The sequence below is a fragment of the Planctomycetota bacterium genome (genome assembly GCA_018242585.1).
In the GTDB taxonomy this organism is placed as follows: Bacteria; Planctomycetota; Planctomycetia; order Pirellulales; family PNKZ01; genus JAFEBQ01.
Genome location: JAFEBQ010000015.1, coordinates 95,967 through 110,259, shown reverse-complemented (window position 1 = coordinate 110,259; position 14,293 = coordinate 95,967). Strand labels below are relative to the sequence as shown.

Here is a 14,293-nt window from a genome sequence, read left to right as displayed (position 1 = left end):
GCACTCGCGCCGTGACTTCTCGCGTTGTGACCCGCCGCACGTGGCTGCATGCCGCCCAGTCGATCGGCCTGCTCGTGTTGGCCGTGGCGGTCGTGTACGGACGCGCGGTCACTTTTGACTTTGTCGATTGGGACGACCAGCGGCACCTTGTCGAGAATCGCGCGATCAATCCGGCCAGTTGGTCGGGTCTGTCACAAGTCTGGTCGACGCCGTACGACCATCTTTACATTCCGCTCAGCTACACCTGGTTCGCCTTGCAAGCCTGGGTGTCGCAGCTTTTTCTGGGGCCGCGTCAGCTTTCGCCGGCGCTGTTTCACGCCGTCAGCGTGCTGCTGCACCTGGCTTGTACGCTGCTGGCGTGGCGGCTAATTCGCTCGTTGGTGCGCGATGAGATCAGCGCCTTGTTCGGCGTGTTGCTGTTCGCCGTTCATCCTTTGCAGGCCGAATCGGTCGCCTGGGTCAGCGAGCAGCGCGGGTTGTTGAGTGCCGCATTGGCGCTGGCCGCGATCAACGTGTACTTGTCAGTGTGGTCCACGGCAGTGAATTCATCGGCGCCAACCGCCACGGCTTGGCGCTGGGATCGCTACTTGCTGGCGACACTGCTTTTTGTCACCAGCTTGCTGGCCAAGCCGAGCGCGGCCGTCGTGCCGGTGCTCGTATTGATCGTGGCCGTTGGCTGGCTCGAATTGCCCTGGCGGCGGGCCATGAAGTCACTGACGCCTTGGCTGGCGCTCTCGGTCGCGGCACTGCTGCTGACCAAGCGACTGCAAGGAAATGACGAGCTGACGTTTGTTCCCTCGCTGTTCTTGCGACCTTTCGTGGCCGGTGACGCGCTGGCGTTCTACTTGGCCAAGCTCGTCTGGCCGGTTGAGTTGGGCTTTGACTACGGCCGGCGTCCACAGGACGTGCTCGAAGCGGGCCAGGCCTACATCACTTGGCTGCTGCCGGTGTTGGTCACGCTCGTGGCGCTGCTGCCCGCGTCGCGGCGAACCTGGCTGGTCGCGTGGGGCTGGCTGATCGTAGCCCTCGCGCCGGTGCTGGGGCTGGTTCCGTTCGTCTACCAGGAAGTCTCCACGGTCGCAGATCGGTACATGTACTTGCCGATGGTTGGCGTGGCGCTCGCGCTGGCGGCGGCGCTCAAGCGCGCCAGTGGAGGCCTCGCGATGGCCATTGCCGGCGCGGGGCTGGGCGTGTTGGCGCTGTTGAGCTTTGAACAGGCCGCCTTCTGGACCGACAGCCCGGCGTTATTCAATCACGGGCTCGAAGTGAACCCGCGGAGTTTCACGGCGCAATACAATCTGGGGGCGGCCGAGTTGCGTAGCCGGGACTTTGCCGCGGCCGACGAGCGATTACGCGCGTGCCTGGCGATCAACCCGGACTATGCGCTGGCGCATAACGCGCTGGGCGTGTCGCTGGCCGAGCGCGGCCGCTGGGCCGAGGCCGAGATCGAATACCGCGCCGCCCTGAAGCTGGACGACCAGTACGTCAACGCGCACGGCAATCTGGCCAACGCCCTGCAAACGCTCGGCAATTCCCCCGGCGCCATCGGCGAGTACCGCCGCGCCTTGGAAATCGACCCGAGCCAGGCGACCATTCGCGGCAACTTTGCGTTGTTGCTAATCGCGCTGGGACGCATGGCCGAAGGAACACAGCAACTCGAAGAGGCCGTCGCCGGCAAGCCCGATTCGTTGGTCCCCTATCGCACGCTCGCGCACTTGCATGAGAGCCAAGAACGCTGGGCCGCGGCCGAGGCGTTGTGGCGCGAGGTACTGGGCCGCGAGCCGAACGACATCGAGGCGCAGTGCAGCCTGGGCCTTTCGCTCGCGCGGCAAGAGCGGCGAGACGAAGCGATAGCCGTCTGGCGAAAAGCACTGGCCCAGTTGCGCGACGATGCGCCCGAGAGCGAAGTGATTCGCGCCTACTTTCGTCAATGGGGTGTCCCCTGACGCGCTTTGTCCCATTGCTGGTGTTGCTCGCGGCAGTCGCGGCCTGTTATGCCCAAGTCGGCGAACTCGGGTTCACCAATTGGGATGATGACCAATACCTCGCCGAACGTCCCCAAGTACGCACGGGGCTGTCGCTGGCCAACGCGCGCTGGGCCTTCACCGCCACCCACGTCGGCAACTGGCATCCGCTGACGACCCTTTCGCACCAATTGGACTGCTCGCTGTTCGGCTTGGAGCCGCGTGGGCCGCACGTCGAGAACGCGCTCCTGCACTTCGTCGTTTGCTGGCTGCTGTTCAGCTTCTGGCACCGCGCCACCGGCCAGACCTGGCGGGCCTTGGCCGTGGCCTTGCTGTTCGCGGTTCATCCCCTGCACGTCGAGAGCGTGGCTTGGGTGTCCGAGCGCAAGAATCTGCTCTGCGCGTTGTTTTGGCTGCTGACGATGCACGCCTGGCTGGGTTACGCTTCGCACGGCGGGATGTTCCGCGATGCGCTTGTGGCGATTTGCTGCGCGCTGGCGCTGTTGGCCAAGCCGATGGCGGTGACGCTGCCCGTCGCCTTGATGCTCGTTGACTGGTGGCCGTTCCGGCACGCATCTAATTTGCGAACAGCGCTGCGCGGCAAGTGTTTGTTGCTTGCCCTGGCGATTGCCGCGGCGGTGATGACGCTGCTGGCCCAGGCGCGCTTTGGCGCGGTTCAGACCGCCGAACTGGTTCCCTGGAACTTGCGCGCGGTCAATGCCGCCCGGTCTTACGGCATTTATCTGTGGCAGTTTCTATGGCCGCGCGAACTGTCGTGCATGTACCCCCTGCCCGGTGGTGGCGACGAGTCGTTCGCGCTCGATGCAACCTGGCTCTGGCAAGGGCTTGCATCGCTGGCGGTCGTGGCGACATTCACGCTCGTGTTGTGCTTCAAGCGACGTGCTCTTCCTGCCGCGTGGATGGGCTGGGGCTGGTACTTGGTTACGTTGCTTCCGGTGATCGGACTGGTGCAAGTCGGCGAACAGGCCCACGCCGATCGATATATGTACCTACCGATGATTGGCCTGTTGGTCGCGGTGGTCTGGACCTGGAACGATTGGCTGCCGCGCTGGCTTGCATCGGCCGCGATGCGCAACGGCATCAACACAACATTGCTGGTCGCGTTATCGGCCGGCTGCATCTGGCTCACGCGAGCCCAGGTGCCGGTCTGGCAAGATTCGCACACACTATTTACCCACGCACTCGCCGTTGGCCGCCAGACCGACGCGGCGCTGTTCAACCTGGGTTTGCACGAAGATCGGCTCGGCGACTGGGACGACGCCGAACAGTTCTACCTGCGTTCACTGAAGCTGAATCCACGGCACACCCGGGCGATGAACAACCTGGGGGGCATCGAGCTGCGCCGGAACCGGCCGGCCGAAGCGCTCGCCTGGTTCGACCGTGCCGTGGCGGCGGGCGTGGAACATCCGCTGCTGTATATCAACCGGGGCGAGGCGCTGACGCGACTCGAACGCTGGCCCGAAGCGGTCACCGATCTGGCCCGCGCCGTGAAGGCGTCGCCGCACGACGTTCGGGCGTTGCACCTCTTGGGGCGCTCGCGAGCGGCCGTCGGTCAACTGGCGGCGGCGCTCGACGCGCTGAACCGCGCCGTGGCCGAGGGAAATCCAACGCCCGAACTGCTCAACGATCGTGGCGCGGTCGAACTGACGCTGGGTCACACCCTCGCGGCCGCGCAAGACTTCCGCGCGGCATTAACCGCTCAGCCGGAAAACACCGGCATCCTCGTTAACCTGGCCGAAGTGATGACGCGCCAGGGAAACCGCAACGCGGCGACTGCTATGCTTGAAAAGCGCCGCGACCAACTGCCGAACGACTCGCCTCAACGTGCAGCGATCGACGCCGCGATTGCTCGTTTGCGCGAGGCAAAGTGACGAGCCTCAAGCGACGTCAATTGCTCGTCACGGTCGGCGGATGATGCCGCCAACGGCCGAAGAACGAGTAGAGCACCGGCATCAGCAGCAACTCCATCAGCGTGCTCGACAGCACGCCCCCGATCACCACCGTGGCCAAGGGGCGTTGCACTTCGGCGCCGACAGCTTGGCTTAACGCCATCGGCATGAACCCGGCGCACGCCACAACGGCCGTCATCATCACCGCCCGGAGTCGCGTTAGCCCGGTCTGGCGAATCGCTTGCCAAAGCTCGAGGCCATGAGCCTGCAAATGTCGCACCTGTGTCGAGAAGACCATGTTGTTCAACACCGACACGCCCGCCAGGGTGATGAACCCCACGGCGGCCGGAAGCGACAACGGTAAGTCGCGCCACTCAAGCGCTAGGATTCCTCCGACACAGGCCATCGGCACGCTCGTGGCCACTAGCAGCGTATCGACGACATTGCGATACGTCAGATACAGCAGCAGCACGATCAACGCCAGGGCCAGCGGAACCACCACGGTCAAGCGCTCGGTTGCCTGGCGCATGTTTTCAAACTGGCCACCCCATTCCAGGCGATAGCTGCCTGAGGGAAGCTCAAATCGCTCGTCGAGCAGTTCCTGCGCCTCGGCCACAAAGCTGCCGACGTCACGGCCGCGGACGTTGCATTGGACCGTGATGCAGCGCTGGCCCCATTGATGCGAAATCACGCGCGGGCCGGCTTGCACGCTGACATCGGCTAGCCGCGACAGCGGAATCCGCTCGCCCAGCGCTGTCGGCACCAGCATGCGGTCGATCGTCTCGGGCCGCTGCCGATAGGCGTCGGGCAAACGAATCGCCAAGGGAAACCGAAGCGTCCCCTCGACGATCTGACCGACCGGCTTGCCGCCAACCGCCTCGACCAGTTCCAACACCGTGCTGGCCGGCACGCCGTAGCGAGCGATGGCGTCCTGGTCGATCTTCACCTGCAACACGGGCTGGCCAAAGACTTGTTCGACGGCCACGTCGGCGCTGCCCGGCACGGTGCGCAACAATTGTTCCAGCACCGCTGCCCGATCGACCAGCGTTTCGAGATCGTCGCCGAACAATTTCAACGCGATGTCCGAGCGGACGCCCGACACCATTTCATTCAAGCGCTGCTCGATCGGTTGCGTGAACCAGGTGGTCTGACCAGGCAAGTCGCCGATCGCCGCGGCCATCTGCTCGACTAGCTCGCCTTGCGTGCGGGCGCGGCGCCACCGGTCGCGCGGGGTCAAGGTGATGAACACATCGGTCGATTCCACGCCGCCAGGATCGGTCGCCACCTCGGGTCCGCCGGCGCGGCTCCACACGTAGCGTATCTCGTCGGGAAACTCAGCCAGCAACAAACGCTCGGTCAGGGTATTCAAGCGGCGTGACTCGTCGAGATCGGTCCCCGCCGGGCGAATCACGCCGACGACGATGGCGCCTTCGGAAAGTCGCGGCACGAACTCGGTCCCCATCTGCAACGCCAGCACAGCGACGATCGCCAAGACCAGAGCCGCCGCGCCCGCCACCAACCAACGCGCGCGGAGCACGCCGGCCAGCACCGGTTGATAGATGCTCTGGGCCAGGCGGACCAACCACGGCTCGCGATGACTCATCACCCTGGGCAGGAAAAAACTGGCCAACACGGGAATCACCGTCAGCGAGATCAGCAGCGAACCGACCAGCATGAAGATCACGGTACACGCCATCGGCCGGAACATCTTTCCTTCGATCCCCTCCAGGGTCAGGATCGGCAGGTAGACGATAATGATGATCAATTGGCCAAATACGGCCGGCTGGCGCACCTCGATCGCGGCGCGGCGAATCAGTTGCAGACGACAAGCCGGCTGACGCGCGTCGTCTGGATGAGCGGCCAGGTGTCGGGCGATATTCTCGATCACGATCACCGAACTATCGACGACAATGCCGAAGTCGATCGCGCCCAGCGACAACAGACTTCCCGCGATGCCCGACCAGAGCATGTTGGGAAAGGCAAACAGCAGGGCCAACGGAATGGCGGCCGCCACGATCGCTCCGGCTCGCAGGTTCCCCAGGAACAGCAATAGCACCAGCACGACCAGCGTCGCCCCGTCGAGCAAGTTGAGCCGAACGGTGTTGATCACCTGGTCAACCAGCTCGCTGCGGTCATAAACAACCAGTAGGTCGATGTTCGCTGGTAGCCGGCTGCGGTACTCTTCGACTTTCGCCCGTAGGCGGCGTGTCACGGCGTCGCTGTTTTCGCCCAGTAGCATGAAGCCCAGCCCGAGCACCACTTCGCCCCGCCCGGCGGCCGTCACCATCCCGCGGCGCAGCTCATGGCCGATCACCACGTCGGCGACGTTGCTGACGCGGATAGGAACCCCTTCCTTGGCGGTGATGACGATATTGCCAATCTGATTGACATCGATCGTCCGCCCCATGCCATGCAGGAGCAGCATTTCGCCGCTGCGATCGCGCTCGATATTGCCGCCGCCGACACTGAGATTGTTGTTCATCACCGCGTCGACGACTTCCTCGAACGACAACTCGTGGCGAATCAGCCGATTGGGGTCGATGCGAATCTGGTACTGCTTTTCGAGGCCCCCCCACGAGTTGATCTCGGCGGTGCCGCGCGTGGGGCGCAAGGCCGGCTTCAGCACCCAGTCTTGATAGGTGCGCACGTTGGTCAGCGCCTTGCCCGCCGGGTCAGTCTCGCGCGGCACGAGCAAGTAATGAAACACCTCACCCAGCCCCGTCGAAACCGGCCCCATCTTCGGGCGTTCGATGCCCGGCGGAAGTTCCACGGTTTGCAGACGCTCGGCGATCAGTTGCCGCGCAAAGTAAATCCCAGTCCGATCCGAGAACGTCGCCACGACCTGCGACAGCCCGAACTGCGAAATGCTCCGCACCTGCTCCAAGCCCGGCAACCCGGCGATCGCTTGCTCGATCGGAATCGTGACCTGCCGCTCGATTTCCTCGGGCACGAGGGATGAAATCGAAGTGTTGATCTGTACCTGGACGGGCGTGGTGTCGGGAAAAGCGTCAAAGTTCAGCCGACGTCCGGCCCAGACTCCGGCCAGCACCAACAGCGCGGCGCACACCAACACGTGCGGGCGATGTCGCAGCGACCAGTCGATGAGCCAGGTTGCCATGGTCGAACTCGAAACTTGTTTGGCGGCGTGCTGGTTAAAGTTTCTGTAATGTTTTTGATCGAGCGAAACGACGCGAACGAGTCACGAACGAGCTGACGATTACGGCGCCGCCAAGACCGGCTCGGCCGGCACGTGAATCGACAGCCGACGACGGGTGAGCTCCGCCTTCAAGACATGGCTGCCGCGCGCGGCAATCGTTTGACCAGCCGCCAGGCCCGAGCGGACCTCGGTGACCTCGGGGCCAATCACACCCAGTTCGACCATCTGGGGTCGAAACTCGACGTCTCCATGGGAGACGAACACGACGTGCTGCTCGCCGACCGTTTGCACGGCGGCGCTGGGGACGACGAACGCGGTCTGTGTCTCGCGCACCAGAATGCGACCCGAGCCGAATGAATTAGCACGCAAGGCGCGTTGCGGCGCGTTGCCGGCAAGGGTGCCAGGGACCATCGGATTGTCGACTTCGGCGCGGACTTCCAGGGTTCGCGTCTGGGGGTCGATCGCGGTGCTGATCCAATCGATGGTCCCGACCACCACATCGGCCGAGCTGTCGTCATGGAACGCCACGCGCTGACCCACGCGAACCAACATGGCGTCTTCCTGACGGACATCGAGCTTGATCCACATCCGGCTGATGTCGGCGATGGTGAATTGAGTTTGATTCGGCGACACGACCTCGCCCAGCGCGATGCCACGGCCGATCACCACTCCATCGAACGGAGCTCGCAATGCCACTAGATTGGCCGTGGCCACCTCGGGATCGAGCGTTTTGGTCAGTGCGGGAGGCAGCCCCAGAAAATGCAAGCGGCGCACGCGCTCGTCGTCGGACAAATTGGCAAAGTCGATCAGACGAATTGGCAGACCCAGATTGATCAGCGTTTGCTGCTTGTTGTGCAGCGTGATATGGGCTTCACGCGCGGCGGCCGCCGCTTCGCGCACTTGCCGGTCAGGGACCGAGTCGGCCACCTGTTGCAGCCGTTCGAGAGTCTTGGCGGCCAGTTCTTCGGCAACGATCGCTTGCAGGAAGTCGGCCTTGGCTTTACCGATGTCGACCGCTTCGATCACGGCCAGCACGTCACCTTCGCGAATCGGCTGGCCGATTTGCTTTTCGATTCGCCAGACCGTCCCCGGCGTGCGAACCGAAAGCTGGGCCAGGCGATTTTGGTCGTATTCGACGACCGCATTGGCCACGAGATGCTGCTCCATCGGCTGTTGCTCAACCGTGGCCAACTCAATGCCCGCCTTGGCAACCGTAGCCGAGTTGCGCAGATCGATCGTGCCCGGATTGGGAATCGCCGATAGCTCGCGCGGCTTCGAATCATCGCCGACTTCACGCGCCTTGGCGGCGAGCGGCATCGCTTGATTGGCGATCTCGGCTCGCCAGGCCACCGGCGCAGGTTGTACCGGTTGTGCCACGGGGCGCAATCGCCAGCCTGTCCAGTGCCCCCAAAGTGCCAGTGAAATCACCGCCACAACCCCCAGCCCATAGCTGAGGTGCGCGACAGATTGACGTAGCCAAGAGTCCGAAACTCGGGCAATCATGTGTAATTCATTAGCAAGCGCCGCCCCGAAGCAGGTCGACTGCTATACCCCTTAACCTTTGTCACAGATATAGGTTGCTGCAAATTGTGATTCGCTTGGCGCTGCGACGCAACGAACCGATATTCGGCGTAATCACTAAATAGCAAAACCCACGCCAAATCGACTTGCGCACGCATCGGAAGCGAGTGCCCCGCGCTAAAAATATAGGTCGCCGGTTGCTACCCGCAGCGGCCAAATAGGGCATTCGCGGCCGCTTATTCGCCGTTTCGGTCGACGACCGTTTCGAGATAGCCTTCGTTGTGGACGGCATATTGCCGGTTGCTGCTGATGAACAGCACGTCGCCGAGCGCCCCATCGATGTAGAAGGCCGACATCTTCACCCGCGCGCCAGTTTGATGAACCACCTGCTGCGTATCGGGATCGAGCCCGGTGAACTCGACCTTGGTGCTTTCGACCAACTCTTGCAGCACGCTGGGGGGACCATTCTCAACCAGGTTCGTCAAATGCTCCGCCGCTTCGTCACGCCCCATCTGCGAAAGGACGACGAACGACTGGGCGGCGGCGGCGGTTTCGCTGGTGCCGGACTCCTTGGTCACGAAGCGGCGCTCTTCGTCGGGCAACTCGGCAAGCCGCTCGAACGGCAGCCAGCGCCCATCGATCGGCACTTCGGCCCCCGGCGCGAGTAAGATGGTGCGCGGGATGATCTGGCTCAGCACTTCGTGCGACACGTCATCAATCAAGCGGCGCCAACGATCCTGCAAGCGGCAATCCCAGAACAGCGCCATCCAGATTTTCTCGTCGAAGAACTGTTTGCAGGTGTTCATTTCCTGGACCGCGCCGTCCAAGTAGGCGTCCAGCAGCGGCCGCATGCCCAGGTGGGCCAACTCGGCCAACTCGAACAGATCGATCAGCCGATCGAAGTGGGTGAACTCGAACCGATGCCCCGGCCGCAGACATTGCATCTTGCCATCTCGGTACGACAAGTAAGGCAAGTCTTCTTCGAGCAAGGCTTCCACATTCGCGCCGGCTTCTTGCAGCAGCGACACGTAACACCGCGCATCGTCCATCAGCTCGGCATAGGTCGGATGGTGCGCGCACAAGATTGCAACTGGCTGGTTCGTCAGCCCACGGCGGCGCAGCATCTCGGCGTACAACTTCACCGACGACTTGTCGCCGGGCAGTCCGTACGCCTGGCGCATCAGTTCGCTATCGCTCCGCCCGCCCACCGTGATTTCGAGCTCAACGAACTTCGGGTTCCAATCGGCGTCGGGCACGATGTCGGGGCGAGGGTTCAGCGGAATCGCCTCGGGCTGTGAATCGTTAAAGCGACGATAATTCGGGTGATACCGCTTTTCGGTCAGTTGGCGGACCCAAGGCGTGTCGTGGAAAATCTGTTGTGCCGCACGATAAAAGGCGTGCATGGCCGGGCCAGCGCGTTCGATTCGTTCGAGGCAGTGCGGCGGAATCCGCCAAGGGCGGTCGCTGAGCATCCAATCGACCTTGCGACCTGGGTTATGTCGATCGAGAAGCGCTTGCACACGGTCGCGCCGATCGAGCAGCGATTCCAGCGTCGGCGAAGGGGCAAGCGTGGAACTCATGCGACATCCTCGACTTCGGCCTGGGCAAACCAGCGCGGCAACAACAACACCAAACAGGGTAACGCCAACACGCCCAAGCAGGCCACGCCCACCGCGGGAGAAAACCAATGAAATAAGCCCGCGATCAGCGCGCCGGAGAATGCCCCTGCCAGCCCGGTGAGCAGATTGAACGCCGACGAGGTGGTGGCTCGATGGGTCGAGTCGAGCAGGCGATGCTGATACTCGTCGGCGGCCGTTTGAAAAACATGGTACATCGACGTCGTTATCAAAAAGGCCGCCGCCACGGCGCCAATCTGGCCGCCAGTCCAGTACATAGCCAGCGAGACCATCGCCGGCAGCAGCACGCCCAGGGCCATCACCCGACGGGTTCCCAATCGCGTCACCAGCCACACGGCCGCCAACGGCGCGGCCATGCCCAACACGTCGCTTCCCAACTCCAACAGCGCGAAATCGTGTTCTTCGTTCTGCGCCGGTCGGGCCATCGCCTCGTGAGCTTCGCTGAACACGGTTTGGATCGCTTCCGAGCCGCTCCCCAGCGTTAGCACCGACCAGAACAGGATCGCGGCCAGCGCGATCAAGCTCGGGTGCTGAACGATGTTTCGCCAGCCGCGCCGCGCGGTTTCGATGACGCCCCCTTCCGCGCCGGCAAGCTCGGCTTCGAGTTCTTCAAGCTCTTCGGCCTGTGGATCATCGGCGTCGAAGACCCACTCGCTCTTGCCCGTTTGGGCCCCCGTTGCCGACGAGGAGGAGTAGTGGTCCGCGCGGAACGGCGCTTCGGACTGAGTTGCCAGAATCGCCAGCGCGAACCACTCGCCCAGTGCCGTCATCACGAAGAACCAGCGAAAGTCGAACAGTGCCTGCGACACGCAGTACAACGCCACGACGTCGGCAACGACTCCCGCGGTCGAAGCCAGCGAACGCTCGCGCCCAAAGAAACTCAAGATCAAATCGCGCCGTCCGGCAGCGCGCAAGTCGTCGACTACCCACGATTCGAACGCGCCGGAAGTCAGCGCGTGCCCCGCCGCCACGACGCTGAACGCCAGACAAACCAGCGGCAGCCAGTAACTCTGGGGCGCGAGCGTGCTGCCCGGAATGCACAGCCAACCCAGTCCCGCGATGGCGTGCCCCGCCAGGACGCTCAGCTTGCGGCCGAATCGATCGGCCAGCGCACCGGTCGGAATTTCGGCCAGCAGCCCCACGCTTCGCTCAGCCAGCAACACCCAGCCAACATTCATCTCGCCCAGGTAGCGGACCATGAACAGCACCTGGAACGGCATGGCCAAGTGGGCCAGTTCTGAAACGACCGTCGCCAAGTAGAATCTTCCGAGCAAGCAGCGCTCGGCCGCCGACGGGATTAACGCTCCCATGCGAGGGCCGCTCCCGCCGCGACGGGCAGTCGAAGGTGCGAGCCGCGCGGGCCGCTGTGAACCGTTTGCCGCGACACGACGGGCGTGGTCGCCGTGGCCAGGTCGCCTCCGTCTTGCAAGTTCACATCCCAGCGTCCCAGCGCCGACGACGCGATCTCGACCCGCAGCCGATGCCCCGCGCGGAATCGATGAGCGATGTGCCAGAGGTTGACGTTGAATGTTTCTTTGCGACCTGGCGTCAGTAACCGAGGACGGGCGAAACCACGACGGAAGCGGCTACGCAAAATGCCGTCGCGCACGCAAATGGCCCGGCCATCGGGGTACTCGTCAACCAGCCGCACCACCCAATCGCAATCGAGCGCCGTCGAGCTGCCGACGATCGCGGCCGAGACGTCACCGGCCACGAATAGCTCGTCGTCGAGCGGCGTCGAGCGATAGACCAGCACATCGTCGCGCTCGTCCAGCGCCGTGTTGTAGGGGAAGGGCTCGATCGGAAAGGTCGTGGCCGAGCTGATCGTGTTGGGCCGCGCGGGGTCGAAGTCATAGCTCCGCTCCCCGCGCTTGGCCCGTTTCTGCGCAATCGAACCATCGGCCCCCAGATGCCAATCCTGCGTCTCGGCGGGTAGCGGCCAATCAGGCCATTCGTGCCAGTTCCAGTCGCCGGTGACGAAAACCTCGACCGGAGCCAGTCGGTTTGGCTGCCCCTTCAGATGATGCTCGAACCAGGCCAACTCATCGGTCGCCGGCTTGCGCCAGGCGGCACGCAGCACCAGCGCCTGTTCATGCTCGGGCAGGTCGGTAACCTGTGGCGCGATCATTGAGTGATCCCAGGGACCGATCAACAATCGCTGTCCACCGGCCGCACCCCCCATGGCTTGAAACGCCAGCACGCTGCCGCGAGCGTTATTGTCCCACCAGCCCGACACGTGCAGCGCGGGCACGCGCGCCGCGGTAAGCGCCGGCAGCCAGGCGCGACGCTCCCAGTATTTGTCGAGCTTCCAGTGCTGCATCCAAGTACGGAGCAGTTCGCTGCGCACACCCAAGCGCAAGTCGGCGTCGATCAATGGACGCGCCGTCAGCGCGGCCCGGGCGCTGGCGGCCCGGCTGGCATCGTCCATCTCCGCTTCCAGCGGATCGTACAGCGATGTGCGGCCGCTGTTCTCCCACGCCCAGTCCAAGTCGGACAGCTCGTACGCGCCTCCCTGAAACGGAACATTCTCAAAGGCGTCGGCCGGCGCCGATCGGACGCTCATTGCTTTCAGCGCGCTGGGCGCATGAGGCGCGGCCATGAGCTGGTTCGCGCCGCTGTACGAAGCGCCGCGTGTGGCCACCCGACCGTCGCAGCTTGGATGGGCCGCCAGCCAGGCGATCGTGGCCGGCCCATCGACCGTTTCGTGGATCATCGGATCCCACTGCCCCGGGCTGCGATAGCGCCCGCGGACATCGACGACCAAAAACAAGTAACCGTGCGCGGCGTACATGTGCCCGCGCTCGTGCAAGTCGGCCGCTTCGTAAGGAGTGCGCGTGAGCACCGCGGGCCAAGGGCCAGCCCCCGGCGGAATGTACAGATCCCCCACCAACTCGACACCGTCAGGCATGGGGACGCGAACCGTGGTGCAGGCCACCGACTCGTGAGCCGAGTCGTTTGACGCTCGCAGCGGCGCAATTGGCGCCGGCGGCGTGGTCATGATTTCGCCAGGGGCTTACGCCCGGCGTCGTGCAGCAGTTGTTCGAGCGTCAGGTGCCGCTCCACGCGGGGACGCCCGCCGAGGAACACCTCGCCACCCTTCATGGCGACCATGTGCGTGCCGCCAGCCGAACTGACGAGCGCTTGCCGTTGCTTAAGCTTGCCGCGAAGCAAGGCCACCGTGAATGCGGCGGCCGAGCCGGTGCCACAGCTGCGCGTGATTCGCCGCACGCCACGTTCGAACGTGCGAATATGCAACTGTCCGCGCTCGACGGCCACCAGATTCCAGTTGATCCCCCCGTCGGGCGAAGCGTCACACACCTCGCGGCCGATTTCCAAGCAGCGATCGTGGTACGGCGGCTCGGCGATCGCCAACTCTTCAACAAAACTAACGGCGTGCGGCTCGCCGGTGTGAATGGCCGACGGCGCGCTGAGCAAGCTCGCCGGCAATGAACTGGAGCGTGGCAGCATCCGCGGCACGCCCAGGTTCACGCGCGCCAAACGCTCGGACAGCAGTTCAATCTGCCGGCTTTCCGCGCCACAGTGAAAGACCAATCGGCTGAGGTTGTCGCGCGTGGCGACCAACCAGCCGGCCAGGAGTAAACCATTGGCGCAGTGCGTGGCCACGCGGCCATCGCCACCAACGACCCAGAAATGGTGGTCCGGCCCACGCTGAGCCGGCGCGACGTGCAACGTATCGTCAACACGCAGGCCGCGCTGGCAGACTTGTTGCGCGACTTCGCTCCAAAAGCTGCGCTCGGCGGCCGATTGGTCGGCGACGCCCGTCTGTTGCCAGACCAGCAGAAAGCGGTTGCCAAACGTCTCGCCCAGCGTCACCTGCGCGCGGGCCAAGCCAAGCTCGACGGCGCGGCGGCGCAATCCGCGCAGGTACACATCAGTCAGCCAAGGCGAAGCATGCTTCGACTGTAGTAACTGACTCCAAGCGTCATTGCTCGGCAACATGAAAGTCTCTGCCTGTATCGAATCGCAAGCGCCCTGCCCGAGACCGGACGAGATCGTCTCGTCACGGTCGCGCTGTCGCAGCCTGGTTCAGCGCGGCTAACAATGAAACACAACCAAAAATGAAACACCGTTCCTACGAATCGA

At 63.8% G+C, this 14,293-nt stretch carries 8 protein-coding genes; 2 read left to right on the top strand and 6 right to left on the bottom strand.

What is annotated here, in order from left to right; genetic code table 11:
* Positions 1–11 precede the first annotated feature (11 nt).
* Both JSS27_08380 and JSS27_08375 read left to right on the top strand, forming a co-directional pair.
* Positions 12–1,946 carry a tetratricopeptide repeat protein gene (locus JSS27_08380; GenBank protein ID MBS0208954.1) on the top strand — a complete coding sequence of 645 codons (1,935 nt, stop codon included), beginning with the start codon at positions 12–14 and terminating at the stop codon, positions 1,944–1,946.
* Positions 1,931–3,856 carry a tetratricopeptide repeat protein gene (locus JSS27_08375; GenBank protein MBS0208953.1) on the top strand — a complete coding sequence of 642 codons (1,926 nt, stop codon included), beginning with the start codon at positions 1,931–1,933 and terminating at the stop codon, positions 3,854–3,856. The genes JSS27_08380 and JSS27_08375 overlap by 16 nt, the downstream gene beginning before the upstream one ends.
* A gap of 16 nt (positions 3,857–3,872) precedes the next feature.
* On the opposite strand, the gene JSS27_08370 is transcribed toward JSS27_08375, so the two are convergent.
* The 6 genes from JSS27_08370 to JSS27_08345 form a co-directional block, all read right to left on the bottom strand.
* On the bottom strand, positions 3,873–6,992 hold the full coding sequence (locus JSS27_08370; protein ID MBS0208952.1) for an efflux RND transporter permease subunit: 3,120 nt from the start codon (positions 6,990–6,992) through the stop codon (positions 3,873–3,875).
* A gap of 99 nt (positions 6,993–7,091) precedes the next feature.
* The gene (locus JSS27_08365) at positions 7,092–8,408 is read right to left on the bottom strand and encodes an efflux RND transporter periplasmic adaptor subunit (GenBank protein MBS0208951.1); all 1,317 of its coding nucleotides are present in this window, start codon (positions 8,406–8,408) and stop codon (positions 7,092–7,094) included.
* Positions 8,409–8,788: 380 nt separating this feature from the next.
* The gene (locus JSS27_08360) at positions 8,789–10,132 is read right to left on the bottom strand and encodes a hypothetical protein (protein MBS0208950.1); all 1,344 of its coding nucleotides are present in this window, start codon (positions 10,130–10,132) and stop codon (positions 8,789–8,791) included.
* On the bottom strand, positions 10,129–11,499 hold the full coding sequence (locus tag JSS27_08355; protein MBS0208949.1) for an MFS transporter: 1,371 nt from the start codon (positions 11,497–11,499) through the stop codon (positions 10,129–10,131). Before JSS27_08355 ends, JSS27_08360 begins: the two co-directional genes overlap by 4 nt.
* Positions 11,487–13,187, bottom strand: a complete 1,701-nt coding sequence (locus JSS27_08350) for a CocE/NonD family hydrolase (protein ID MBS0208948.1) — start codon at positions 13,185–13,187, stop codon at positions 11,487–11,489. Before JSS27_08350 ends, JSS27_08355 begins: the two co-directional genes overlap by 13 nt.
* Positions 13,184–14,149: a hypothetical protein gene (locus JSS27_08345; protein ID MBS0208947.1), complete on the bottom strand. Its 966-nt coding sequence runs from the start codon at positions 14,147–14,149 to the stop codon at positions 13,184–13,186. Before JSS27_08345 ends, JSS27_08350 begins: the two co-directional genes overlap by 4 nt.
* Positions 14,150–14,293: the final 144 nt, after the last annotated feature.

Coding starts and splice junctions, on each gene's coding strand:
- JSS27_08375 (MBS0208953.1), top strand. CDS start 1,931: ATGGGGTGTCCCCTGACGCGCTTTGTCCCATTGCTGGTGTTGCTCGCG.
- JSS27_08370 (MBS0208952.1), bottom strand. CDS start 6,992: ATGGCAACCTGGCTCATCGACTGGTCGCTGCGACATCGCCCGCACGTG.
- JSS27_08360 (MBS0208950.1), bottom strand. CDS start 10,132: ATGAGTTCCACGCTTGCCCCTTCGCCGACGCTGGAATCGCTGCTCGAT.
- JSS27_08355 (MBS0208949.1), bottom strand. CDS start 11,499: ATGGGAGCGTTAATCCCGTCGGCGGCCGAGCGCTGCTTGCTCGGAAGA.
- JSS27_08350 (MBS0208948.1), bottom strand. CDS start 13,187: ATGACCACGCCGCCGGCGCCAATTGCGCCGCTGCGAGCGTCAAACGAC.
- JSS27_08345 (MBS0208947.1), bottom strand. CDS start 14,149: ATGTTGCCGAGCAATGACGCTTGGAGTCAGTTACTACAGTCGAAGCAT.